This window comes from Streptomyces sp. cg40 (genome assembly GCF_050320165.1).
GTDB classification, from domain to species: domain Bacteria; phylum Actinomycetota; class Actinomycetes; order Streptomycetales; family Streptomycetaceae; genus Streptomyces; species Streptomyces hokutonensis.
In genome coordinates this window covers 9,629,628-9,652,630 of the sequence record NZ_CP190128.1, presented here as the reverse complement: position 1 = coordinate 9,652,630, position 23,003 = coordinate 9,629,628, and the positions used below count along the sequence as shown (strand labels likewise).

Genomic DNA, 23,003 nt, shown 5'->3' with positions numbered 1-23,003 from the left:
GTGACGACCGAGGTGAGCGACGACCTGAGGGTGTGGGCATGAGCAGTGGTGCGGACGCGGCACAGGGCGGCTGGAGTCGGCGCCGTTTCCTGGGCGCCCTGGGCGGAACCGCGGCCGTGGTCGCGGTCCCCGCACCGGCCGCGGCCCCGGCCGACCCCGAATCCACTCCTGTCGCGCCCCCGGCACCGGCGCCCGCCCCCAGCACCCACCGAACCGGCAAGGCCGCCGGCCCCCGCCCCCTCTACGTCGGCACCTACACCTCGGTCGACGACGGCGGCACGGGCATCGGCCTGGCCACCTACGACCCGGCGACCGGCAAGATCACCGGCGCCGGAACGCTCACCGGAGTCGCCGACCCGTCGTACCTCGCCGCGCACCCCGACGGCCGCACGCTGTACGCGGTCGACGAGCAGACGGCCGGTGCCGTCACCGCCGTACGCCTGGCGGACCGCAAGGTGCTCGGCGCGCGGAGCACCGGCGGCGCGGGCCCCTGCCATCTGTCGGTGCATCCGAGCGGGCGCTGGCTGCTCAGCGCCAACTACACGTCCGGCAGCGTGGCCGTGCACCCGATCGGTACCTCGGGCGCGCTCGGCGAACGCACCGCTCTGGTCAAGCACTCCAGTCCGCAGCCGGGTCCGGGCCAGGACGGCCCGCACGCGCATCAGTTCGTGACCAGTCCCGACGGCGGCCATGTCCTCGCCGTCGACCTGGGCACCGACACGGTCTACACCTACCGCCTGGACACCACGAAGGGCACGCTCACCGAGGTCTCCCAGGCGCACACCCGCGCGGGCGCGGGCCCGCGCCACCTCACGTTCCACCCCGGCGGCAAGTACGCCTACCTGGCCAACGAGGTCGACGACACCATCGCCGTGTGCACCTACGACGCGGCCACGGGCGCCCTGTCGATCGGCGACCCGCAGTCCAGCGGGAGCACCGGCAGCACGACCAACTACCCGGCGCAGATCCTGGTGACGTCGAACGGTTCGTACGCCTATCTCGCCAACCGGGGCGACAACACCCTGGCGCGGTACGCCGTCGAGGCGGACGGGGCCCGGCTCAGGCTGCTCGGCACCGTGCCGGTCAGCGGTGACTTCCCCCGGCAGATCGCCTTCTCGCCGGACGGGAGACTGCTGTTCACGGCGAACCAGAGGTCGAGCACGGTGAGTGTGTTCCTCGTGGACGCCGCGACCGGTCAACTGCGGCTCGCGGGCGCGCCGTTCGCGTCACCGGTCGCCGTCTGTGCGCTGCCGCTGTAGCGGACGCGGGCAGGACGCGGCGCTGGCCTGGGTGAGCAGCACATGCATCCGTTCGGTGAGATGGGCGACCGTGTCGGCGGGCGCGTGAAACGGCAGTCGTACGTCGCCGTGGGCGCGGGCGCGCTCGATGCGCAGGGTCAGTCCGTGCCGGTCGACGGCGAGGGGCTGGACGCGGACCGCGCCGTGCAGGCTGTCGGGCTCGACGAGGCGGGTGAGCCGCTCGACCGCGTCGGAGTGGCAGTCGGCGAGGTGGGTCAGCAGCTGGGCCTCGGCGAGGGCCAGCGGGTCGGGTTCGGCGGCGGCGAACTCGTCGAGGTCGATGACCACCGCGCCGGTCGCCGGACGCAGCACCACGCGCGTGGGACTGAACACCAGTTGTCCGTCCTCGGGGACGAACCAGCCGGCGAGCCACACCCGGGCCCGGATACGGTTGCGCACGGGGACGGGCGCGACGTCCGCGAACTCCAGGACCGCGGACGGCTCACCGCGCGGCGCGCAGATCGCGGCGGCCAACAGGGCGCTGTCCTCGGGCACTTGAAGAAGTACCCGGCCGTCGTCGTCCACGCTGTGCGCGCCGACGAACTCCTCGCGACCGCCCTCCGCGGTCACCGCGCAGGACCATGCGGCGGCGAGCACCGAGCGGGCCCGCTCGGCCGCGGCAGGCACGGCCGTCCACGTCTGGCTGTCACCCATCCCTGAACCTCCTTAGGTAAGCCTTGCCTAACTTACCGAAGATCGGGGCGCACGCCAACCACGCCATGTAAATTCCAGGACAGCACTTCAGGGCGAGAGGACGCCCAACAGAGCCCGAGCGCACAGATCGCGCACCTGCTCGCGGCTCAACTCCGGTCCCCGCAGCCACTCCAGACAGACCGCGGTGGTGAAGGCCAGCCACCCGCGCACCGCGAGTTTCGTGTCGGGCCGCTCCTCCACGGCAGGACCGAACTCGGGATCGGCGGCGAGCGCGGCCAGGATCTGCCGCTCCTGCGCCGCCAACGCCCGCTGATAGACGCGTCGTACGGTCTGGTCCCCGGCCGCGTCGGCGCGGTGGAAGGCGCGGTAGCCGTGCGCGTGGGCGTGCACGTACTCCAGATAGGTGTCGAGGGCGGCGGCGAGCTGTTCGCGGGCCGGTACGCCCGGTACGGCCGCCGTCATCCGCAGCATCCGCTCGCTCTCGCGCTCGACGACGGCCGCGAAGAAGTCCCGCTTGGTCGGGAAGTAGTGGTAGAGCAGACCTCGGGAGACCCCGGCGATCTCGGCGACCTGCTCGATCCACACCTCGTCGTAGGGGCTCTCCGAGAACAACCGCGCGCCCACCGTGAGGAGTTGCTCCCGACGCTCGCCGGTGCTGAGCCGGCGGCGTGTGCGCTCTCCCTGGTTGGCGGCCATTCCCGCACTTTACTTGACGCCGGTTCAACAGCGGGATCACACTGAAACCCGCTATTGAACCCACGTACAACAGGCTCGACCCGCGAGTGGATCAAGGGAGATCGCGTCATGGCGGAGACGACGACGGTGACGCCGACCGCGCTGCCGAAGGGATTCCGGGGCGCCGAGCAGGGCTGGCCCCAGCTCGACCGCATCCCGCATCCCCCGCGCCGGATCCCGTTCCTCGGCGACATCATCGGCGCCGACCGCCGCACCCCCGTCCAGGACTCGCTGCGCTACGCCCGCCAACTCGGCCCGATCTTCCGCCGGAAGGCCTTCGGCAAGGAGTTCGTGTTCGTGTGGGGCGCCGACCTGGTGGCCGACATGGCGGACGAGACGCGGTTCGCCAAACACGTCGGCCTCGGCATCGCCAATCTGCGGCCGGTCGCCGGGGACGGGCTGTTCACGGCGTACAACCACGAGCCCAACTGGCAGCTGGCGCACGACGTCCTGGCCCCCGGCTTCAGCCGCGAGGCGATGGCCGGCTACCACCCGATGATGCTCGCCGTGGCCGAGCGCCTGACGGACCACTGGGACCGCGAACTGGCCGCCGGACGCTCGGTCGACGTGCCCGGCGACATGACCAAGCTGACCCTGGAGACGATCGCGCGCACCGGCTTCGGCCATGACTTCGGCTCCTTCGAGCGCGACCGCGCGCACCCCTTCGTCACCTCGATGGTGGGCACCCTCAGCTACGCGCAGCGCCTCAACTCCGTACCCGCACCGCTGGCCCCGCTCCTGCTGCGCACCGCGACCCGGCGCAACGAGGCCGACATCGCCTACCTCAACCGGACGGTCGACGCCATGGTGCGCACCCGCCGTACGACGAGTGGTGGTGACGGCGACCTGCTCGACCGGATGCTGGAGACGACCCACCCGGAGACCGGCGAGCGGCTCTCCGCCGAGAACGTCCGCCGCCAGGTCATCACCTTCCTGGTCGCCGGTCACGAGACGACCTCGGGTTCCCTGTCCTTCGCGCTGCACTACCTCGCCCGCCACCCGGACATCGCGGCCCGCGCCCGCGCCGAGATCGACCAGGTCTGGGGCGACGCCGAGGTGCCGGGCTACGAGCAGATCGCCAAGCTGCGCTACGTCCGCCGGGTGCTCGACGAGTCGCTGCGGCTGTGGCCGACGGCGCCCGCCTACGCCCGCGAGGCCACCCGCGACACCGAGGTCGCCGGAATCCACCCGGTGCGGCGGGGCGCCTGGGCACTGATCCTCACGCCGATGCTGCACCGCGACCCCGAGGTGTGGGGCGCCGACGCCGAGGAGTTCGACCCGGACCGCTTCGACGCCAAGGCCGTCCGCTCCCGCGTCCCGCACACCTTCAAGCCGTTCGGGACGGGGGCGCGGGCGTGCATCGGGCGCCAGTTCGCGCTGCACGAGGCGACGCTCGTCCTGGGCCTGCTGCTGCGCCGCTACGAACTGCGCCCCGACCCCGCCTACCGACTGCGCGTGGCCGAGCGCCTGACGCTGATGCCGGAGGGTCTACGGCTCCACCTCGACCGGCGCAGCCCGTCGGGGACGGCGAACGCGCCGGTCGCGGTCCCGGACGAGGCCCCCTCAGACGCCCGCTGCCCAGTGCACCGGGCGGACGACTGACCCCGGCAGCCTGGTGCCCGCACTCCCCCGGGCCGCGTTGACCTGGGGCTGGGTGAGGAAGAACGCGCCGGTCAGATCGGCGTCCGTGAGATCGGCGTCCCGCAGATCGGCGCCGATCAGATCCGCGCCGCGCAGGTCGGCCCCGGTGAGATCGGCGGCGATGAGGTAGGCACCGCGCAGATTGGCCCGGCTCAGATCGGCGCCCTTGAGCCGGGCCCCCATGAGATCGGCACCGCGCCGGTCCTTCTTCTTGCCCTTCGCCCCGGCCCGCATCAGCTCGCTGGTCCTCAGCAGCAGCACATTGACCTCCTGCCGGTGCTCGCCCACATCGAGCGCGCCCAGCTCCTCGGGCGTGCCTCGCGTGAGCGCGTCGGTCGCCCGCAGCGCCTCGCGCAACGCGGGGTGGACGGGCGCCGCGGCCGGCAGGGTGAGCGCCTCGGTCAGGTACCACAGCAGTTCGTGCAGCTGCCGTACGACGGGGAAGACGTCGAACATCCGACGGGACTCCGCCTGCGGGACCGTGCGCCAGTCCCGTCCGCCGAAGGTGACCTGCGAGACCTTCTGGCCGGCGCCGAAGCAGTCGTAGACCGTGCAGCCGGTGAAGCCCGTCTGCCGGAGCTTCGCGTGGATTCCGCAGCGGTGATCATCCCGGAGGTTCGGGCACGGTGTCCCCGCGGCCTTGTCGATCGCGAAGTCCGTGGCGGCGGCGAAGGGCAGCGCGACACAGCACAGCCCGAAACACCGCTCGCAGTCGCCGCGCAGCTCGGCCCGGTCCGCTATGTGATCTTCCATGGCGTTCAGCGTACTGACCCGTTCACGTCGAGGCGGGCGAGCCGGTCGGGGTCGGACAGGATGTACATCCCAGTGATCCGGCCGTCGGCGATCGTGACGCCCATGACGGAGACGATCTGCCCTTCGGGGGCATTGACGACGCCCACCGAGCCGTTGACCAGGGCGAGTTGGGCGAGGCGGGCGAACGGGGCGAACATCAGGGCCTGTTCGGCGATCGCGCGTGCTCCGCGCAGCGCCTTGGAGGCCGCCGCGCCCCGCACCAGGGCACCGGAGTCGGCGCGCAGTGCCACGTCCGGGTGCAGCAGTGCGACCAGGGCGTCGAAGTCGCCCTCGCGCGCGGCGGCGAGGAACGCCTCGACGATCTCGCGCTGCCGGCCGAGGTCCGGGTCGGTCGACGGGCTCGCGCCCTGGACCCGGCGGCGGGCCCTGCTGGCCAGCTGGCGGGTCGCGGCGGAGCTGCGTTCCACGATCGGGGCGATGTCGTCGAAGGGCACCGCGAACAGGTCGTGCAGGACGAACGCGAGCCGTTCGGCGGGCTCCAGGGTCTCCAGGACGACGAGGAGGGCGAGGCCCACCGAGTCGGCCTGGAGCACCTCCTCCTCGGGGTCCAGGTCCGTCAGGGGTCTGAGCAGCGGGTCCGGGACGAAGGTCTCGTCGATGGGGTCCTCGCGGCGCGCGGTGCGGGCGCGCAGCAGGTCGAGGCAGACCCGGCCGACGACCGTGGTGAGCCAGCCGCCGAGATTCCTGATGCCGTCCGCGTCGGTGCGGCTCAGCTTCAGCCAGGTCTCCTGGACGGCGTCCTCCGCCTCCGGCAGCGAGCCGAGCATGCGGTAGGCCACCGCGCGCAGCCGGCCCCGGTGTTCCTCGAAGCGGTCCGCCAGGAGTTCCGTGTCGTTCATACCGCCCACCCAACACGTCCACCCCCGCCACGGGCATGCCATTTTCGGCGTCCCGTGTCCGTTTGCGGGGCAAGTGGGGCGGGACGACGATGGGGAATCATGGACCCGGTCGGCAGCGCGTCCCGCAGACTGCCGCGTGTCGCGGCGCTGGTCCTGGCCGTCCTCGCGACGACGGTCCTCACCCTCGCGGCCACGGCCCGCTCCACCGTGGTCTCACCGGGTTTCTACCGCTCCGCACTCGACGAGCAGCGGGCCTACGACCGGCTCTACAGCCAGGTGCTGGTCGATCCCCGGACGGCCGCCGTCACCCGGGGGCTGCTGGCCCGGCTGCCGGTGCCGGAGGCGCAGGTCACCTCCAATCTCAAGCTGGTGCTGCCGCCGGAGACGGTCCGTGATCTCACCGAGCAGCAGATCGACGCCGTGGTGGGCTATCTCGGCGGCGAGCGCGACTCGCTGGTCCTCAAGGTCGATCTGCGACCGGTGCTCGCCAACCTCAACGACCTCGCGCAGATCTACTTCGGCGATCTCGTCGCCTCGGTCCAGAACCGATCCGAGCCGGACTTCGACCGCTTCTCGGCCGACCTGTCCACCGCCCTGGAAACCGTGACCGCGGGGCACATCCCGAACGGCCTGCCCTCCCTCCCGCTCACCGAGGCACAGGCGGAGCAGGCGGCCGGGACACTGGTGAGCGGGCTGCCCGCCACAGACCGGGACGCCCTGCGCCCGGCGGTCGAGGCCGCGCTGCGGGACGGCGATGTGGCGACCGCGCTCGCCACCGTGGCCCCCGCCGCCGTGTCGGACCACACCCGTGCGGCCGCCGACCGACTGCGGGCGAGCGTGGGTGGCGGCACCTGGAACTTCACGAACACCCTCGACCTGGCCCCGCTCCACCGCGCCCGCACCTACACGGCGGTCGGCCTCGGCCTCACGGAGGCCCTGTCCTCCGCGCTCCTCGTCGCCGCGCTGGCGGTGCTGTGGATCGGCGGCGCCTCGATGTCTCCGGGCCGCCGACTCCTCCCCGTGGGCTGGGCACTCGCGGGCGGTGGACTGCTGGCCGGACTCGTCGCCGTCCTCGTCCGGCTGGTCAGCGGCGGGCGGGTGATCGATCCGCCGGGTTCCTGGCCGCCGAGCCTGGCCCGGCTGGTCGACGACGTCCAGCGCACCGCCCTGGACCGGCTCACGACCACCGCCCTGACGACCGCCCTGGTCCCCGTCCTGGCCGGTGCCCTCCTGACCTGCGTGGGCTGGGCCCTCCAGGTCCGGCCGCACGTCCCCGCCCTCCCCCGCCTCCGCTGGCTCGCGCTCGCCACGGGCGGCGCCGCCGTCGCCGGCGTCCTGCTGATCCCGTACGCCGTCACACCCACCGCGTCCCGCACCTGCGAGGGCAGCGCCGATCTCTGCGACCGGTCCTACGACGAGGTCGCCTACCTCACCTCGCACAACGCGATGTCGACGACCGTCGACCGGTTCATCGGCCCGCTCCAGGACCCCGGAATCACCGCCCAGTTGGACGACGGGGTGCGCGCCCTCCAGATCGACACCTACCGGTGGGAGCGCCCGGACGAGATCACCGCGCGGCTCGCCGAGTCCGACTTCACCCCGGAACAGCGGAAGTTCGTCGCCGCGGCCGTCAACAAGGTCAACCCGCCGCGCGAGGGGCTGTGGCTGTGCCACTCGGTGTGCCGGGCCGGTGCCATCGCCCTGGTGCCCGCGCTGCGCGAGATCGGTGACTGGATGCGCGCCCATCCGACCGAGGTGATCACCCTGATCGTGCAGGACGCGATCAGCGGCGCGGACACCCAACGGGCCTTCGCACAGGCCGGGTTGAGCGACCTCGTCCACACCTCCGACCCCGATCCCGCGAAGCCGTGGCCGACGCTGGGCGAGCTGATCGACAGCGGGCGCCGACTGGTCGTCTTCGCCGAGCAGGCCGACGGTCCGGCGTCCTGGTACCGCAACTTCTACGACTACGGCATGGAGACGCCGTTCGCGTTCCGTACGCCGGACGCGATGAGTTGCGTACCGCATCGCGGCGGCAGCGACAAACGGCTGTTCCTGCTCAACCACTTCATCACCATCGACGGCGGCAGCCGACTGGACGCGGGGGAGGTCAACGCCCGCCGGTTCGTGCTCGACCGCGTCCACCGCTGCGAGCGGGAACGCGGCCGGCCGGTGAACTTCGTCGCCGTGGACTACGCGACGATCGGGGATGCGGGCGGAGCGGTGGACACACTCAACTCCGAACACTGAAGAGCCCGTTGCCGACGAACGCGCTCAATAGCGTTGCGCCTTCGCCAACTTGGGGGTCAGCACCGGCTCCGGCGGCTTCGTGCTGATGGCGACCGGCTGGGCCTTCGCGCCGGGTGCGAGGTTCTCGGCGCCGACGTAGCGCGTCTCCACCACCTTCCCCGAGGAGTCTAGGAAGTCGACCTGGACGGCGTAGTTCGCCTTCTTGTCGGTCTTGTTGGTGATGGTGACGAGGGCGGCGAGGAGCCCGCCGGTCTGGGCGCGCGGTTTGCCGGTCAGGGCGACCTCCGACATCGCGTTGCCCTGGCCCGTGACGTTCTTGAGTTCGTTCTGGGCGTCCTTGGCCGCGCGGGCGACCTCGGCCGACACGGAGGCCTCGAAGGAGGACGCGGCGGCCGAGGCGGAGGACGCCGCCGCGGAGGCCCGGGCCTGGGCCGACGCGATCGCCGAGGAGGCGGCCGACTTCAGGGCCGACGGTGTCATGCCCGAGAAGGAGGCCTTGTCGGGGGTGGGGGCCTGCGAGCTGCTGCCGGAGCTGTTGTTGTCGTCGCCGCAGGAGACCAGCGCGACCGTGCTCGCCGCGACGACGGCGAGGACCAGGGCGGCCGGGCGGGCCCGGCGGAGTGACTTGGTATTCATCGAAATGAACCTTATGTCGGAAATTACCGAGTCACATCTCGTCGCCGGGCCGCCTCCCGACCCCGGGCTCAGACCTCGTCGCGCGTGAGGGCCAGCAGCCGGTCCAGGACACGGGTGCCGCCGGCCCGTGCGCCGTCGTGCTCGAACTCGTCGGTCACCCAGGTGCGCAGGCCCCGGATGGCGCGGGCCGTCCGGAGGGAGTGGGTCGCGTCGACGTACATGTCGTCGTGGTAGACGGCCGCGGCGACCGGGACCTCGTTGGCGGCGAGACGCGCCGGGTCGTAGAGCGGCTGCCAGTCGGTGCGGGCTGCGAGGAGTTCGGCGGTCTCGCGCAGCGGGCGCAGCGCGGGGTCGGAGTCGAACATCCAGGGGTGGATCGTCTCGCCGGTGAAGAGGAGGGGGCCGTCGCCCGCGAGGGTCTTGGCCGCGTCGAACTGCGGGAACTCGCCGCGGACGCGCTCCGCCGACCAGGCGGTGGGGCGGTCGTCCTGGGCGTAGCACGCCTCGTGGACGAGGGCGTAGAGGGGGTGCCCGGCGTACGACAGCGAGTTCTGGACCTCTTCCTGGAAGGCGTCGGAGAGCTCGAAGCCCTGCGGGGTGCGGACGAAGGCGTTCTCCAGGAGGAAGTGCAGGCGGTGGCTGCCCTCGCTGCCGCCGAGCACGATACCGAGGGACTGGAAGGCCTCGGCGGTGAGGCGGTAGCCGTTCGGGAGGACCGGCTCGTGGCGCAGCAGGTACTCGGCGATGCGGCGGGCGCGCTCGACGTCCTGCGGGTAGCGGTCGTAGTGGGCGACGACCTTGCGCTCGATCCGCGGGTAGGCGGCGCGGTAGACGTCGTCGGCGTGGGCGTCGAGGGACGGCAGGCCGCCGGTGAGGAGGGCGGTGCGCAGGCCTTCGGGGGCGGTGGAGAGGTAGTTCACCGTGCAGAAGCCGCCGAAGCTCTGGCCGAGGACGGTCCAGGGGGCGCCGCCGGTGAGAGCCGGGCGGATGGTCTCGCAGTCCCGGACGATCGAGTCGGCGCGGAAGTGCGTGAGGTGCTCGGCCTGCTCGGCGGGGCCGCCGCGCAGCGGGAGGGTCTGGCGGTTGAGCGGGGTGGAGTGGCCGGTGCCCCGCTGGTCGAGGAGGAGCACGCGGTACTCGTCGAGCGCGCGGTCGAGCCAGGCCTGTCGGCCGACGAAACGATTCGCCCCGAATCCGGGTCCGCCCTGGAGGTAGAGCAGCCACGGCAGGTCCTCCCGGCCGGCCTTGTCGCTCGCGACGACCTCACGGGCGTAGAGCTCGATGGTCTCGCCCGCGGGGTCCTCGTGGTCGAGGGGCACGGTGAAGCGGCGGTCGGTGAGGACGACGCCGGGCTGGCGGTAGCTGACGGACAACGCGACTCCTGGTACGGACGAATGACGGGCCGCGTCACAGTCCAGCACATGTGCGTCCGATATCCGACCCCCTGGATCATGAAATCCTACTGACCGACCGATCAGCGGGCGGCGAGGCTGGAGCGGCGCACCACCAGTTCCGGCTGGAGCACGACCCGCCGGTGCTCGTGCGGGCGGGCCGTCGGGTCCGCCTCCGCCTCGGTCTCCTCCAGGAGCAGCTCGGCGGCCAGGGCGCCCATGGTGACGGCGGGCTGCCGGACCGAGGTGAGCGGTACGGCGGCCGCGGCAGCGAACTCGATGTCGTCGTAGCCGACGATCGCGAGGTCGTCCGGGACACCGACCCCGGCGGCGAACATGGCCTGGAGCACGCCGAGGGCGAGCAGGTCGTTGGCGCAGAAGACGGCGGTGGGCCGGTCGGCGAGGCCGAGCAGGCGGGCGCCGGCGTCCCTCCCGGCGGCCACGTCGAGCCGGTCGGTGGGCAGCTCGCGCAGCGTGCCGGGGTCGAGACCGGCCTCCGCGAGCGCGTTCTTCGCACCCGTACGGCGGTCCCGCACCTGGTTGAAACCGGGCGGACCGCTGACGTACGCGATGGAGCGGTGCCCCGCGTCGATCAGATGCCGCACGGCGAGCGCGCCGCCGGCGACGTCGTCGACGGAGACCGAGCACTCGGTGGTGCCCTCGGCGACCCGGTCGACCAGCACGAAGGGGATGCCGTGCCTGCGGAACGACTCGATGTTGCGTCCGGTCGCGTCGGCCGGGGTCAACAGCACGCCCCGCACCCGCTGTTCGGCGAAGAGCGACAGGTACTCGGCCTCCTCGCCGGGGCTCTGCGCGCTGTTGCAGACCATCACGCCGAGCCCGGACTCGCGGGCGGCCCGCTCGGCGCCGCGGGCCACGTCCACGAAGAACGGGTTGCCCATGTCGAGGACGAGCAGCCCCATGATCCGGCTGCGTCCCGCGCGCAGCTGGCGTGCGGACTCGCTGCGGACATAGCCGAGGCGGTCGATCGCGGACAGCACCCGGGCCCGGGTCTCCGTGGCGACGGTGTCCGGGCGGTTGATGACGTTCGAGACCGTGCCGACGGAGACTCCGGCGGCGCGGGCGACGTCCTTGATACCCACCGGCTGGGCCATCAGGCGGAGACCTCCAGGGTGACGTGGGGCGGCGGGAAGGCCTTCACATTACCGTCATGACCTTTGCCGACTCCGGCGGCGGCCCCACTCACGCGGGCAGGGCGAAGTCGACGACGTGGAGTGCCGAGGGGGTCGTACCGCTCGACTTCTCCTGGTACATGACCGACAGCACGTTGTCGGCCTTCACCCGCAGCTCGTCGACGACCACCTCGCCGAACGCGTTCAGGTCGCTCGCGTCGTACAGCAGCGCCCAGTCGGAGTACCCGGACGCCTTCGAGGCGCCGGCGATACGGCCGTAGGGCAGGACCGCGTAGGCGTTGTCGTACTTGTCGAGGACCAGCTTGGTGCGCTGGCTGGAGTTCAGGGCGATCGGGATCTCGGTCTTCTGCCAGGTCCCGGCGGAGTTCTTGCGGACGTGGAAGGCGCGGCCGTTGGCGGTGCGGTCGGTGACGTAGTTGGTGGTGCACTGGCCGAAGCGGCCGGGGACGTAGCTGATGATCGCGTGCGGGAGGCCGGTGGAGTCGGTGGACTGGCTCTCCTGGTTCATCAGGGAGTGGTCGGGGTTGAGGGAGTCGACGACCAACCCGCCGTCCGTGACAGCGACGGTGTCCGAACTACCCGTTGTTCCTACGACAGTTCCGGCGTCGTTGCGCCAACTGCGGCCCCGGTCGGTCGAGTAGACGTAACCGGTGTCGTGGTTGGTGATGCCGCCGCTGTTGCACATCACGGCGGCGGACTGCTCGCGCCAGGTGAAGAAGGAGTGCAGTCGGCCGTTGACGTCGTAGTCGATGCCGTGGAGGTACATGTTGCGGGCGGTGCTGGAGCCGTGCGTGCTGGTGTACGTGCCCGTGGAACTGCTCCACTCCCCCAGCGCGGTCCAGGCCGAACCGTCGTACTCCGCGAGGGCGTTGCGGCCGTTGCCGGAGATCCCGACGCGGTAGCTGAGCTGGAGCCTGCCCTCGGGAGTGGCGATGAACTGCGGGTACGTGAACTGCGAGGTGAGTGCCACACCGTCCAGTGAGGTCTGTACGGCGCCGAGGACGGCCGAACTCCAGGCGGTGGACGCCGGATTGTCGAGAAGACCGGCGACGGACTTGACGTAGAAGAAGCCGTCGCTGTGGGAGTCCATGTTGAGGTGGAGCCGGCCGTCGACCTTGGACACGCCCATGGAGATGACGTTGTGGGAGTCGTCGCTCTTGAGCTGATGGGAGAGGGTGATGGTCGACCAGGTGGTGGCGCCGAGGAGTCGCCGGGCGACGACGGCGTACTTGGTGGACGTGTACCAGGCCGCGTACTGGTAGCCCTTGTAGGTCAACAGGCCGTTCTTCTGGAACGAGTTGTTGTTGACCAGGCCGTCGTAGGAGACGAAGTAGACAGCCTGGGCGTCCAGTTGGGTGGTGCTCTTCTTGGTGACGGACGGGCCGGGGTCGGCCGCCCGTGCGATTCCCGGCGTTGCCACGGCAGCGAGTATGGCGGTGGCGAGCACGGCACGTCTTCTCATGTGAGCGGCTCCTGTGGGGGGGATCACGCGAGGTGGAAGACCTCGGTGAGGGGCTTCATCGCTTCGTCGGGACGGGCGCCGTCCAGGGACTCGAAGAACGGCGCCATCTCCGCCTGCCAGCGGGAGTTGATGTCGGTGGCCTCCATGCCGGCCTGGGCGGCGGCGAAGTCCTCGGTCTCCAAGTAGCCGACCAGCAGGCCGTCTTCGCGCAGGAAGAGCGAGTAGTTGTGCCAGCCGGTGGCCGAGAGTGCGTCGAGCATCTCGGGCCACACGGCGGCATGCCGCTCGCGGTACTCGTCGAGGCGGTCCGCCCGGACCTTCAGCAGGAAGCACACGCGCTGCATCAACACCCCTTGGACGAAAGGAACTTCGGGGACTAGAAGTTGAACTGGTCGATGTTCTTCGCGTCGAAGACGGTCGGCTTGCCGAGGCTGATCACGCCGTCCTTGCCGATGGTGTACGAGGTGCCGCCGGCCTTGAAGGTCTCGCCCTCCTTGCCGGTGATCTGCCCGGACACCAGCGCGACCGCCGTCTGCGCGGCGAGGGCGCCGAGCTTCGCCGGGTCCCACAGCTCGAAGCCGTCGACAGTGCCGTTCTTGACGTACTTGCGCATGTCGTTGGGGGTGCCGAGACCGGTGAGCTTGACCTTGCCCTTGTACTTGGAGCTGGACAGGTACTGGGCGGCGGCCTTGATGCCGACGGTGGTCGGGGAGATGATCCCCTTCAGGTCCGGGTACTGCTGGAGGAGGCCCTGGGTCTGCTGGAAGGACTGCTGGGCGTCGTCGTTGCCGTAGGCGACCTTAACCAGCTTGATGTTCTTGTACTTGGGGTCCTTCAGCTCGTCCTTCATGAAACCGATCCAGGTGTTCTGGTTCGTCGCGGTCTGCGCGGCCGACAGGATCGCGATCTCGCCCTTGTAGCCGATCTGCTGGGCGAGCAGCTGGACCTGGGTGCGGCCGAGGTCCTCGGCGCTGGCCTGCGAGACGAAGGCGTTGCGGCAGTCGGGGTTGGTGTCGGAGTCGTAGGTGACAACCTTGATCTTGTTGCTCATCGCCTGCTTGAGCGCGGTGCACAGGGCGCCCGGGTCCTGCGCGGAGACGGCGATCGCGTTCACCTGCTGCTGGGTGAGCGTGTTGACGTAACTCACCTGTCCCGCCGTGTCGGTGGCGCTGCTCGGGCCGACCTCCTTGTACTTCTCGCCCAGTTCGGTGAGGGCCTTCTCGCCGCCCTTGTCCGACGTGGTGAAGTACGGGTTGTTGACCTGCTTGGGCAGGAACCCGACGGTGAGCCCCTTCTTGAGCGCGGCGTTCGGGTCCGCCTTGCCCCCGGTGACGGCCGACCCGGTGTTCTCGTCCTTCACATCCTTCTTGGTGGTACCACCACAGGCGGTGGCGACGAGGGTGAGAGAAGTGACGGCGACGACGGCCGCACAGGCACGACGAAGGGATGCTTTGCGCATGGTGAAAGTCCTTTACGGGAGAACGGAGTTATGAGGTCGGAGTCGCGGCGGCTCTACGCCCCGCCCTTGCGATGGAGATCTGCCGTGCGGCCCGCGGGCCGAGTACGGAGACGACGAGCAACACACCGGTCACGACGATCTGCGACTGCGCGGAGACATTCAGCAGACTCATCACGTTCTGCAACGCCCCGAGCAGAAAGACACCCGCGACCGCCCCGCCCAACGTCCCCTTCCCGCCGTCGAAGTCGATCCCGCCGAGCAACACCGCGGCCACTACGGAGAGTTCGAGCCCGGTCGCGTTGTCATAGCGAGCGCTGGCGTAGTGCAGCGCCCAGAAGATCCCGGTGAGCGAGGCCATCAACCCGGTCACCGTGAACAGGATCAGCTTCTGCCGCTTGACCCGGATACCGGCGAACCGCGCCGCCTCCTCGTTCGCCCCGATCGCGAACAACGACCGCCCGAACGGCGTGGCGTGCAGCGCTACGACGGCGATGGCGAGCAGCACCAGGAAGGGCAGGAAGGCTCGCGGAAGGAACGTGTTGCCGAGCCGTCCCGCCGCGAAGTCCAGGTACTGCGTGGGGAAGTCGGTCACCGCGTCGGAACCGAGCACGATCTGCGCGATGCCCCGGTACGCGGCCAGCGTGCCGATCGTGACGGCGAGGGACGGCAGTCCGAGCCGGGTGACGAGCAGCCCGTTGACGAGGCCGCAGACCAGGCCCAGCAGCAGGCAGATCGGGATGATCGTCTCGATCGCCATGCCGTCGTTCCACAGTTTGCCCATCACCGCGCCCGACAGGCCGGCCGTCGAGGCGACCGACAGATCGATCTCGCCGGCGACGACCAGCAGGGTCATCGGGAGCGCGATCAGGGCGATGGGCAGGGTGTTGCCGATCAGGAACGACAGGTTCAGCGCGTTGCCGAAACCGTCGACGGAGGTGAAGGAGAACAGCAGCAGGACGACGAGGAGGGCGCCGACGACCGTGTCCCAGCGGATCGCGCGCGTCAACGACTCAGGCATGGCGGGCGTTCCTCTTCTTCAGTGCGGTGGCCACGCGCAGGGCGACGATCCGGTCGACGGCGATGGCGAGGATGAGCAGGATGCCGTTGATGGCGAGCACCCAGACGGAGCTGACGCCGAGGGCGGGCAGCACACTGTTGATCGAGGTCAGCAGGAGGGCGCCGAGGGCCGCGCCGTAGACGCTGCCGGAGCCGCCGGTGAAGACCACTCCACCGACAACCACCGCGCTGACCACGGTGAGTTCGTAGCCGGTGCCGGTGCCGGAGTCGACGTTGCCGAAGCGGGCGAGGTACATCGCGCCGGCGAGTCCGGCCAGGCCGCCGCAGAAGGTGTACGCGGCGAGGATCCGCTTGCGGACGGGGATGCCGGCGAGCCGCGCGGCCTCGGGGTTGGAGCCGAGGGCGTACAACTCCCGTCCGCTGCCGAAGTGTTTGAGGTAGTAGGCGGTGGCGATGAGTACGGCGAGTGCGATCAGCGCCAGCCAGGGCACCGCCGACAGTCCGCCGGAGCCGAAGTCCACGAATCCGCCCGGGAGATCGGCGGCCGTGATCTGCCGGGAGCCGACCCAGATGGAGTCGACGCCCCGGATGATGTAGAGCGTGCCGAGCGTGACGACGAGGGCGGGTACCTGCCCGAGACTCACCAACAGCCCGTTGACCAGGCCCAGTCCGACACCGAGGAGCACTGCCAGCAGGATCGCGACGACAGCGTTGCCGCCGCTGTGGAGGTAGTCGCCGGTGGCGAAGGCGGTGATGCCGAGGGTGGAGCCGACCGACAGGTCGACGTTGCGGGTGATGACGACCAGCGACTGGCCGGTGGCGACCAGGACCAGGATGGTCGCGTTGAGCAGCAGGTCCTTGATGCCCTGCTCGGACAGGAACTCGCTGTTGCCCGCCTGGGTGATGCCGATCATCACCAGGAAGACGACCAGGATGGCGAGTTCGCGCATCTTGAAGACCCGGTCGACCAGCCGGGTGCCGCTCGACTCGGGGGCCTCGGCGGCGGGCGCGGGATTGGGCGCGGTGACCGTCATAGGGCGGCCCTCCCGAAGGACTCGATCGTCATGAAGGCCGGGCTCATGCGGCGGCCCTCCCGGTGGCTGCGGCCATCACGGATTCCTCGGTGGCTTCGGAACGGGGGATCTCTGCGGTGAGCCGGCCCTCGTGCATCACCAGCACGCGGTCGGCCATGCCGAGGATCTCGGGCAGATCGGAGGAGATCATCAGGACGGCGACCCCGTCGGCCGCCAACTCGCTGAGCAACCGGTGCACTTCGGCCTTGGTCCCGACATCGATGCCACGGGTCGGCTCGTCGACGATCAGCACCTTGGGCCCGGTGGCGAGCCACTTGGCGAGGACGACCTTCTGCTGGTTGCCGCCGGAGAGCGTGTTGACGGTGTCGGCGATCCGCGCGTACTTGACGTGCAGCTTCACCGCCCAGTCGAGCGAACGGCTGCGCTCGGCGCCGCGATCGACGAGGCCCGCCTTCACGGTCGTACGCAGGCCGGTCAGTCCGATGTTGCGCTCGATCGACATGTCCATCACCAGGCCCTGGGCGCGCCGGTCCTCGGGGACCAGGGCGAGGCCCGCGGCCATCGCGGTGGAAGGAGCGCCGTTCGTCAGCGCCTTGCCGTCGACCTCGACGCCGCCGGCGTCCCACCGGTCGATGCCGAAGACGGCTCGCGCCACCTCGGTACGGCCGGCGCCGACGAGCCCGGCGAGACCGACGATCTCCCCGCGCCGTACGTCGAAAGAAACGTCGGTGAAGACGCCCTCGCGGGTCAACCGCTTGACGCTCAGGGCGACTTCACCCGGTTCGACGTCCTGCTTGGGATACAGCTCGTCGAGATCGCGGCCGACCATGCGGCGGACGAGATCGTCCTCGGTCATCCCGTCGAGCGGTTCGCTGGAGATCAGCGCGCCGTCACGGAGGGTGGTGACCCGCCGGCAGATCTGGAAGATCTCCTCCAGGCGGTGCGAGATGAACAGGACGGCCGCGCCCTGTTCGCGCAGGGTGCGGACCACACCGAAGAGGCGGGCCACCTCGCTGCCGGTGAGGGCGGCCGTCGGCTCGTCCATGATGAGGACCCGGGCGTCGAAGGAGAGCGCCTTGGCGATCTCCACGATCTGCTGATCCGCGATGGACAGGCCGCGCGCCGGGCGGTCGGGGTCCAGTTCCACGCCCAGCCGCTTCATCAGCTCGGCGGTCGCCGCGTGCGTGGCCTTGTGGTCGATCCGGCCGAGCGCGCGGCGCGGCTGGCGGCCCATGAAGATGTTCTCGGCGATCGACAGGTCGGGGAAGAGGGTCGGTTCCTGGTAGATCACGGCGATACCCGCGTCGCGGGCGTCACCGGGGCCGTGGAAGAGGACGGGTTCGCCGTCGAGCAGCACCTGGCCGGCGTCGGGCCGGTGCACACCGGCGAGGGTCTTGATGAGAGTGGACTTGCCCGCGCCGTTCTCACCGGCGAGTGCGTGCACCTCACCGGGGAACAGTTCGAGGGACACGTCCCGCAGGGCGCGTACCGCGCCGAAGGACTTGGAGATGCCCTTGAGCGCGAGCACCGGGGCCGGACCCGCGTCTGACGGGTGGGTCATGAGGGGCTCCTCGACGACGTCGGCGGTGAGCCGCCACGACGTCGTGAAAGGTTTCAACTTGGTTGCCGGGACGTTAGGCTCGCCAGCCTTGTCACGTCAATGGGTCCGCATCGAAAAACTTTCGATAGCCAAAGGTCACATTGAAGTCACGGAGCACAGGCTTCGCCGTAGGGCTTGACACCCCTTCGGGAGGCTCATAACTTCGCTCTCTGAATCGTTTCATACACACATCGTTTCGTCGCATGTCACAGGAGCCCACAAGTGACCGATCTCGCCGCGGTGAAGGCCGCGCTCAGGACCCAGGCAGTCGAGACGCCGTCGTGGGCGTACGGGAACTCCGGGACCCGGTTCAAGGTGTTCGCCCAGGAGGGTGTGCCGCGGACCCCGCAGGAGAAACTGGAGGACGCGGCCAAGGTCCACGAGTTCACGGGCGTGGCGCCGACGGTGGCCCTGCACATTCCCTGGGACCGGGTCGACGACTTCGGGGCGCTGGCCAAGTTCGCGGACGACCACGGGCTGAAGCTCGGCGCGATCAACTCCAACACCTTCCAGGACGACGACTACCGGCTGGGCAGCGTCTGCCATCCCGACGCGGCGGTGCGGCGCAAGGCGCTCGACCATCTGCTGGAGTGCGTCGACATCATGGACGCGACGGGGTCCGCCGACCTGAAGCTGTGGTTCGCCGACGGGACGAACTATCCCGGGCAGGATGACCTGAGCGCGCGCCAGGACCGGCTGGCCGAGGCACTCGCGGCGGTGTACACGCGGCTCGGGGACGGGCAGCGGATGCTGCTGGAGTACAAGTTCTTCGAGCCGGCGTTCTACGCGACCGATGTTCCCGACTGGGGGACGGCCTACGCCCACTGCCTGAAGCTCGGGCCCAAGGCGCAGGTCGTGGTCGACACCGGGCATCACGCTCCCGGCACCAATATCGAGTTCATCGTGGCGACGCTGCTGCGGGAGGGGAAGCTCGGGGCGTTCGACTTCAACTCGCGGTTCTACGCCGACGACGATCTGATGGTGGGGGCGGCGGATCCCTTCCAGTTGTTCCGGATCATGTACGAGGTGATCCGGGGTGGGGGGTTCACTCCTGATGTGGCGTTCATGCTCGATCAGTGCCACAACATCGAGGCGAAGATTCCGGCGATCATTCGGTCGGTGATGAATGTGCAGGAAGCCACGGCCAAGGCGTTGCTCGTGGATCGGGATGCGTTGGGTGTCGCGCAGCGGAGTGGGGACGTGCTGGGCGCGAACGCCGTGGTCATGGACGCGTACAACACGGATGTGCGGCCGTTGCTGCGGGAGTTGCGGGAGGAGCAGGGGCTTAGTCCTGATCCGATCGCGGCGTATCGCGCCAGTGGGTGGCAGGAGCGGATTGTGGCTGAGCGGGTTGGGGGGCAGCAGGCGGGTTGGGGCGCCTGAGCGTCTGCCGAGAATTCGTTGTTTGCGGGTGCGGGTCCGTTGTGGCTGGTCGCGCAGTTCCCCGCGCCCCTAAAGGAATGCAGTCACCCTCTCTCACAGAAGGACTGGACGTTCATGGCACCGCATCCCGAAGCCGCCTCTCTCCTCGCCCGTTCCCATCGGCTTGGCGCTGATCCCCGTAACACCAACTACGCCGGCGGGAACGCTTCCGCCAAGGGCGTGGACACTGACCCCGTCACCGGGGGTGATGTCGAGTTGATGTGGGTGAAGGGGTCCGGGGGTGACCTCGGGACGCTCACCGAGGCGGGGCTCGCCGTGTTGCGCCTGGACCGGATGCGCGCGCTCGTCGACGTCTACCCGGGTGTGGATCGCGAGGACGAGATGGTCGCCGCGTTCGACTACTGCCTGCATGGCAAGGGGGGTGCGGCGCCCTCCATCGACACCGCCATGCACGGGCTCGTGGACGCGGCTCATGTCGATCATCTGCATCCCGATTCCGGGATCGCGCTCGCCTGTGCCGCCGACGGGGAGAAGCTGACCGCCGAGTGCTTCGGGGACACGGTCGTGTGGGTGCCCTGGCGGCGGCCCGGGTTCCAGCTCGGGCTGGACATCGCCGCCGTCAAGGAGGCCAATCCGCAGGCCGTCGGGTGTGTGCTCGGGGGGCACGGGATCACCGCCTGGGGGGCGAGTTCCGAGGAGTGCGAGCGGAATTCGCTGCACATCATCCGGACCGCCGAGGCGTTCCTCGTCGAGCGTGGGAGGCCCGAGCCCTTCGGGCCAGTCGTCGAGGGGTACGGTCCGCTCGGCGACGATGAGCGGCGGGAACGGGCCGCCGCGCTCGCGCCGTACGTTCGTGCCGTCGCCTCTCAAGACCGGCCGCAGGTGGGGCACTTCACCGATTCCGATGTCGTGCTCGACTTCCTCGCGCGGGCCGAGCATCCCCGGCTCGCGGCGCTCGGGACCTCGTGCCCCGACCACTTTCTGCGGACCAAGGTCAGGCCGCTCGTTCTCGATCTGCCGCCCACCGCTCCGCTGGACGAGGCGATCGCGCGACTGAAGGAACTGCACGCCGTCTATCGCGAGGAGTACGCCGCGTACTACGAGCGGCATGCCGTGCCCGACTCCCCCGCGATGCGCGGCGCCGACCCGGCGATCGTGCTGATCCCGGGTGTGGGCATGTTCTCGTTCGGCAAGGACAAGCAGACGGCGCGGGTGGCCGGGGAGTTCTACGTCAACGCCATCAACGTGATGCGCGGGGCCGAGGCCGTGTCGTCGTACGCGCCGATCGAGGAGTCGGAGAAGTTCCGCATCGAGTACTGGGCCCTGGAAGAGGCCAAGTTGCGGCGGATGCCGAAGCCCAAGCCGCTCGCCACGCGCATCGCACTCGTGACCGGCGCGGGCAGTGGGATCGGGAAGGCCATCGCACGGCGACTCGTCGACGAGGGGGCCTGTGTCGTCGTCGCTGACCTCAACTCCGAGAGCGCGCAGGCCGTTTCGGAGGAACTGGGCGGGCCCGACAAGGCTGTCGCCGTGACTGTCGATGTAACGGACGAAGGGCAGATCGCCGACGCCTTCAAGGCCGCGCTGCTCGCCTTCGGCGGGGTCGATCTCGTCGTCAACAACGCGGGGATCTCCATCTCCAAGCCCCTGCTGGAGACTTCGGCGCGGGACTGGGATCTTCAGCACGACATCATGGCCCGTGGATCGTTCCTCGTCTCGCGTGAGGCCGCGCGGGCGATGATCGCGCAGGGGCTCGGCGGCGACATCCTCTACATCGCGTCCAAGAACGCCGTGTTCGCCGGGCCCAACAACATCGCCTACTCCGCCACCAAGGCCGACCAGGCCCACCAAGTACGGCTGCTGGCAGCCGAGTTGGGCGAGCACGGGATCCGGGTCAACGGGATCAACCCGGACGGTGTCGTACGTGGCTCGGGCATCTTCGCGGGCGGCTGGGGCGCGCAGCGGGCGGCTACCTACGGGATCGAGGAGGAGAAGCTCGGCGAGTTCTACGCCCAACGCACCATCCTCAAGCGGGAGGTGCTGCCGGAGCATGTCGCGGGCGCCGTCTTCGCCCTCACCGGTGGGGACTTGACGCACACCACCGGGCTGCACGTCCCGGTCGACGCCGGCGTTGCGGCAGCCTTCCTTCGGTGAGCGCCGACGTGAAGGCGTACGCGGCGGTCGATCTCGGCGCGTCCAGTGGGCGGGTCATGGTCGGCCGTGTCGGACCGGACTCCCTTGAGTTGGCGGAGGCCCACCGCTTTCCCAACCGGCCCGTCCGGACTCCGGAAGGGCTGCGCTGGGACATCCTCGCGCTGTACGCGGGGGTCCTCGACGGACTCCGGGCGGCGGGAGCGGCCACCGGTGGCCGGATCGATTCCGTGGGTATCGACAGCTGGGCCGTGGACTACGGCCTGCTGGACGCGGACGGGGCGCTGCTGGGCAACCCCGTGCACTATCGGGACGCCCGCACGGAGGGGGTCGCCGAGAAGGTGTGGGCGACCGTGCCGGCGGGTGAGTTGTACGCGTCGACCGGGTTGCAGTACGCGCCCTTCAACACCCTGTACCAACTGACGGCCGCCCGTGATTCGACTCAACTCGCCAACGCCGCACGGCTGTTGCTCATCCCCGATCTGCTGTCGTACTGGCTCACCGGGGAGCAGGGCACCGAGCTGACCAACGCCTCCACGACCCAACTCGTCGATCCCCGGACGCGCGACTGGTCGTACGACATCGCCTCGCGGCTCGGTATCGACCTCGGGCTGTTCGCGCCCCTGCGGCAGCCGGGGGATCCGGCGGGTGTGCTGCGGGCCGAGGTGTTGGAGGAGACGGGGCTGAGCGGGCCCGTGCCGGTGACGGTGGTCGGGTCCCACGACACGGCCTCCGCCGTCGCCGCCGTTCCGGCCGTGGCGGAGCGGTTCGCCTACATCTGCACCGGGACTTGGTCCCTGGCCGGGCTGGAGCTCGATGCGCCCGTGCTCAGCGAAGCCAGTCGGGCCGCCAACTTCACCAATGAGCTGGGGCTCGACGGCACGGTCCGTTATCTGCGCAACATCATGGGGCTGTGGCTGCTTCAGGAGTGTGTACGGGCCTGGGGCGAGCCGGAGTTGGGCGAGTTGCTGCGCGAGGCGGCCAGGGTGCCGGCGCTGCGGTCGGTGGTGGACGCGGGTGACTCGGTGTTTCTGGCACCGGGGCGGATGCCGGAGCGGATCGCGGACGCCTGTCGTGGCTCGGGGCAGCCGGTGCCGGAGTCCCGCGCCGAGATCACGCGGTGCATTCTCGACTCGCTCGCGCTCGCTCATCGGCGGGCGGTCGATGAGGCGCAGGCGCTCGCCGATCATCCGGTCGACGTCGTGCACATCGTCGGGGGCGGTACGCGCAACGCGCTGCTGTGCCAACTGACCGCCGACGCCTGCGGGTTGCCGGTGGTGGCGGGGCCCACGGAGGCCGCCGCGCTGGGCAATGTGCTCGTTCAGGCGCGGGCCCACGGGCTCGTCGGTGACCTGGCCGGGATGCGGGGGCTGCTCGCCCGTACCCAGCCGTCGACCCGGTACGAGCCCCAGGGAGACACGGCCCGGTGGCGGGCGGCACAGGCCCGGCTCGCCGCCCGTTGAAGTGGGGGCTCCCCCAGACGGTG

Annotated in this window: 19 protein-coding genes; 6 read left to right on the top strand and 13 right to left on the bottom strand. The window is 70.2% G+C overall.

The window, feature by feature from the left end; genetic code table 11:
* Window positions 1-38 precede the first annotated feature (38 nt).
* Window positions 39-1,259 carry a lactonase family protein gene (locus ACQHII_RS43555; RefSeq protein WP_427924448.1) on the top strand — a complete coding sequence of 407 codons (1,221 nt, stop codon included), beginning with the start codon at window positions 39-41 and terminating at the stop codon, window positions 1,257-1,259.
* On the opposite strand, the gene ACQHII_RS43550 is transcribed toward ACQHII_RS43555, so the two are convergent.
* Together ACQHII_RS43550 and ACQHII_RS43545 are read right to left on the bottom strand one after the other, a co-directional pair.
* Window positions 1,227-1,952: a DUF2470 domain-containing protein gene (locus ACQHII_RS43550; RefSeq protein ID WP_427924447.1), complete on the bottom strand. Its 726-nt coding sequence runs from the start codon at window positions 1,950-1,952 to the stop codon at window positions 1,227-1,229. The two genes, ACQHII_RS43555 and ACQHII_RS43550, sit on opposite strands and share 33 nt — an antisense overlap.
* Window positions 1,953-2,039: 87 nt before the next feature.
* A complete protein-coding gene (locus tag ACQHII_RS43545) occupies window positions 2,040-2,648 on the bottom strand; it encodes a TetR/AcrR family transcriptional regulator (RefSeq protein WP_019068479.1) in 609 nt (202 codons plus the stop codon).
* Window positions 2,649-2,756: 108 nt separating this feature from the next.
* On the opposite strand from ACQHII_RS43545, the gene ACQHII_RS43540 reads away from it, so the two are divergent.
* Window positions 2,757-4,289, top strand: coding sequence for a cytochrome P450 (locus tag ACQHII_RS43540; protein WP_427924446.1), 1,533 nt, complete (start codon window positions 2,757-2,759; stop codon window positions 4,287-4,289).
* On the opposite strand, the gene ACQHII_RS43535 is transcribed toward ACQHII_RS43540, so the two are convergent.
* Together ACQHII_RS43535 and sigJ are read right to left on the bottom strand one after the other, a co-directional pair.
* Window positions 4,251-5,081, bottom strand: coding sequence for a pentapeptide repeat-containing protein (locus ACQHII_RS43535; RefSeq protein WP_427924445.1), 831 nt, complete (start codon window positions 5,079-5,081; stop codon window positions 4,251-4,253). The genes ACQHII_RS43540 and ACQHII_RS43535 overlap by 39 nt on opposite strands.
* Before the next feature lie 5 nt (window positions 5,082-5,086).
* Window positions 5,087-5,980 (bottom strand): RNA polymerase sigma factor SigJ, encoded by an 894-nt coding sequence (gene sigJ / locus ACQHII_RS43530; RefSeq protein WP_427924444.1) that lies wholly within the window; start codon window positions 5,978-5,980, stop codon window positions 5,087-5,089.
* 99 nt (window positions 5,981-6,079) lie between these two features.
* Here sigJ and ACQHII_RS43525 point away from each other — a divergent pair, with 99 nt between their 5' ends.
* Window positions 6,080-8,230: a hypothetical protein gene (locus tag ACQHII_RS43525; protein ID WP_427924443.1), complete on the top strand. Its 2,151-nt coding sequence runs from the start codon at window positions 6,080-6,082 to the stop codon at window positions 8,228-8,230.
* Between the two features lie 24 nt (window positions 8,231-8,254).
* Here ACQHII_RS43525 and ACQHII_RS43520 read toward each other — a convergent pair whose 3' ends face one another.
* The 9 genes from ACQHII_RS43520 to ACQHII_RS43480 all read right to left on the bottom strand — a co-directional run bounded on the left by ACQHII_RS43520 (window position 8,255) and on the right by ACQHII_RS43480 (window position 17,944).
* On the bottom strand, window positions 8,255-8,866 hold the full coding sequence (locus ACQHII_RS43520) for an FxLYD domain-containing protein (RefSeq protein ID WP_427924442.1): 612 nt from the start codon (window positions 8,864-8,866) through the stop codon (window positions 8,255-8,257).
* A 68-nt stretch (window positions 8,867-8,934) separates the two neighbouring features.
* Window positions 8,935-10,239, bottom strand: coding sequence for an alpha/beta fold hydrolase (locus tag ACQHII_RS43515; protein ID WP_427924441.1), 1,305 nt, complete (start codon window positions 10,237-10,239; stop codon window positions 8,935-8,937).
* Between the two features lie 101 nt (window positions 10,240-10,340).
* Window positions 10,341-11,372 carry a LacI family DNA-binding transcriptional regulator gene (locus tag ACQHII_RS43510; RefSeq protein WP_200710120.1) on the bottom strand — a complete coding sequence of 344 codons (1,032 nt, stop codon included), beginning with the start codon at window positions 11,370-11,372 and terminating at the stop codon, window positions 10,341-10,343.
* Between the two features lie 88 nt (window positions 11,373-11,460).
* Entirely contained in the window at window positions 11,461-12,873 is a 1,413-nt protein-coding gene (locus tag ACQHII_RS43505) for a BNR repeat-containing protein (RefSeq protein ID WP_427924440.1), read from the bottom strand.
* A 23-nt stretch (window positions 12,874-12,896) separates the two neighbouring features.
* Window positions 12,897-13,217, bottom strand: coding sequence for an L-rhamnose mutarotase (locus tag ACQHII_RS43500; RefSeq protein WP_033278944.1), 321 nt, complete (start codon window positions 13,215-13,217; stop codon window positions 12,897-12,899).
* 32 nt (window positions 13,218-13,249) lie between these two features.
* The gene (rhaS, locus tag ACQHII_RS43495; protein WP_427924439.1) at window positions 13,250-14,332 is read right to left on the bottom strand and encodes a rhamnose ABC transporter substrate-binding protein; all 1,083 of its coding nucleotides are present in this window, start codon (window positions 14,330-14,332) and stop codon (window positions 13,250-13,252) included.
* A 28-nt stretch (window positions 14,333-14,360) separates the two neighbouring features.
* The gene (locus ACQHII_RS43490) at window positions 14,361-15,350 is read right to left on the bottom strand and encodes an ABC transporter permease (RefSeq protein WP_427924438.1); all 990 of its coding nucleotides are present in this window, start codon (window positions 15,348-15,350) and stop codon (window positions 14,361-14,363) included.
* Window positions 15,343-16,383 carry an ABC transporter permease gene (locus ACQHII_RS43485; protein WP_200710116.1) on the bottom strand — a complete coding sequence of 347 codons (1,041 nt, stop codon included), beginning with the start codon at window positions 16,381-16,383 and terminating at the stop codon, window positions 15,343-15,345. The genes ACQHII_RS43490 and ACQHII_RS43485 overlap by 8 nt, the downstream gene beginning before the upstream one ends.
* A 43-nt stretch (window positions 16,384-16,426) precedes the next feature.
* Window positions 16,427-17,944 carry a sugar ABC transporter ATP-binding protein gene (locus ACQHII_RS43480; protein ID WP_427924437.1) on the bottom strand — a complete coding sequence of 506 codons (1,518 nt, stop codon included), beginning with the start codon at window positions 17,942-17,944 and terminating at the stop codon, window positions 16,427-16,429.
* A 261-nt stretch (window positions 17,945-18,205) separates the two neighbouring features.
* On the opposite strand from ACQHII_RS43480, the gene rhaI reads away from it, so the two are divergent.
* The 3 genes from rhaI to ACQHII_RS43465 all read left to right on the top strand — a co-directional run bounded on the left by rhaI (window position 18,206) and on the right by ACQHII_RS43465 (window position 22,980).
* Window positions 18,206-19,366 carry an L-rhamnose isomerase gene (gene rhaI, locus ACQHII_RS43475; protein ID WP_427924436.1) on the top strand — a complete coding sequence of 387 codons (1,161 nt, stop codon included), beginning with the start codon at window positions 18,206-18,208 and terminating at the stop codon, window positions 19,364-19,366.
* Window positions 19,367-19,480: 114 nt separating this feature from the next.
* Complete coding sequence (locus tag ACQHII_RS43470) at window positions 19,481-21,520, top strand: bifunctional aldolase/short-chain dehydrogenase (RefSeq protein ID WP_427924435.1); 2,040 nt, start codon at window positions 19,481-19,483, stop codon at window positions 21,518-21,520.
* An 8-nt stretch (window positions 21,521-21,528) separates the two neighbouring features.
* A complete protein-coding gene (locus ACQHII_RS43465) occupies window positions 21,529-22,980 on the top strand; it encodes a rhamnulokinase (protein WP_427925536.1) in 1,452 nt (483 codons plus the stop codon).
* Window positions 22,981-23,003: the final 23 nt, after the last annotated feature.

Bases quoted from the DNA above. Each gene is read 5' to 3' on its own strand.
- ACQHII_RS43555 (WP_427924448.1), top strand. From the start codon at position 39: ATGAGCAGTGGTGCGGACGCGGCACAGGGCGGCTGGAGTCGGCGCCGT.
- ACQHII_RS43550 (WP_427924447.1), bottom strand. From the start codon at position 1,952: ATGGGTGACAGCCAGACGTGGACGGCCGTGCCTGCCGCGGCCGAGCGG.
- ACQHII_RS43545 (WP_019068479.1), bottom strand. From the start codon at position 2,648: ATGGCCGCCAACCAGGGAGAGCGCACACGCCGCCGGCTCAGCACCGGC.
- ACQHII_RS43540 (WP_427924446.1), top strand. From the start codon at position 2,757: ATGGCGGAGACGACGACGGTGACGCCGACCGCGCTGCCGAAGGGATTC.
- ACQHII_RS43535 (WP_427924445.1), bottom strand. From the start codon at position 5,081: ATGGAAGATCACATAGCGGACCGGGCCGAGCTGCGCGGCGACTGCGAG.
- sigJ (WP_427924444.1), bottom strand. From the start codon at position 5,980: ATGAACGACACGGAACTCCTGGCGGACCGCTTCGAGGAACACCGGGGC.
- ACQHII_RS43525 (WP_427924443.1), top strand. From the start codon at position 6,080: ATGGACCCGGTCGGCAGCGCGTCCCGCAGACTGCCGCGTGTCGCGGCG.
- ACQHII_RS43520 (WP_427924442.1), bottom strand. From the start codon at position 8,866: ATGAATACCAAGTCACTCCGCCGGGCCCGCCCGGCCGCCCTGGTCCTC.
- ACQHII_RS43510 (WP_200710120.1), bottom strand. From the start codon at position 11,372: ATGGCCCAGCCGGTGGGTATCAAGGACGTCGCCCGCGCCGCCGGAGTC.
- ACQHII_RS43505 (WP_427924440.1), bottom strand. From the start codon at position 12,873: ATGAGAAGACGTGCCGTGCTCGCCACCGCCATACTCGCTGCCGTGGCA.
- ACQHII_RS43500 (WP_033278944.1), bottom strand. From the start codon at position 13,217: ATGCAGCGCGTGTGCTTCCTGCTGAAGGTCCGGGCGGACCGCCTCGAC.
- rhaS (WP_427924439.1), bottom strand. From the start codon at position 14,332: ATGCGCAAAGCATCCCTTCGTCGTGCCTGTGCGGCCGTCGTCGCCGTC.
- ACQHII_RS43490 (WP_427924438.1), bottom strand. From the start codon at position 15,350: ATGCCTGAGTCGTTGACGCGCGCGATCCGCTGGGACACGGTCGTCGGC.
- ACQHII_RS43485 (WP_200710116.1), bottom strand. From the start codon at position 16,383: ATGACGGTCACCGCGCCCAATCCCGCGCCCGCCGCCGAGGCCCCCGAG.
- ACQHII_RS43480 (WP_427924437.1), bottom strand. From the start codon at position 17,944: ATGACCCACCCGTCAGACGCGGGTCCGGCCCCGGTGCTCGCGCTCAAG.
- ACQHII_RS43470 (WP_427924435.1), top strand. From the start codon at position 19,481: ATGGCACCGCATCCCGAAGCCGCCTCTCTCCTCGCCCGTTCCCATCGG.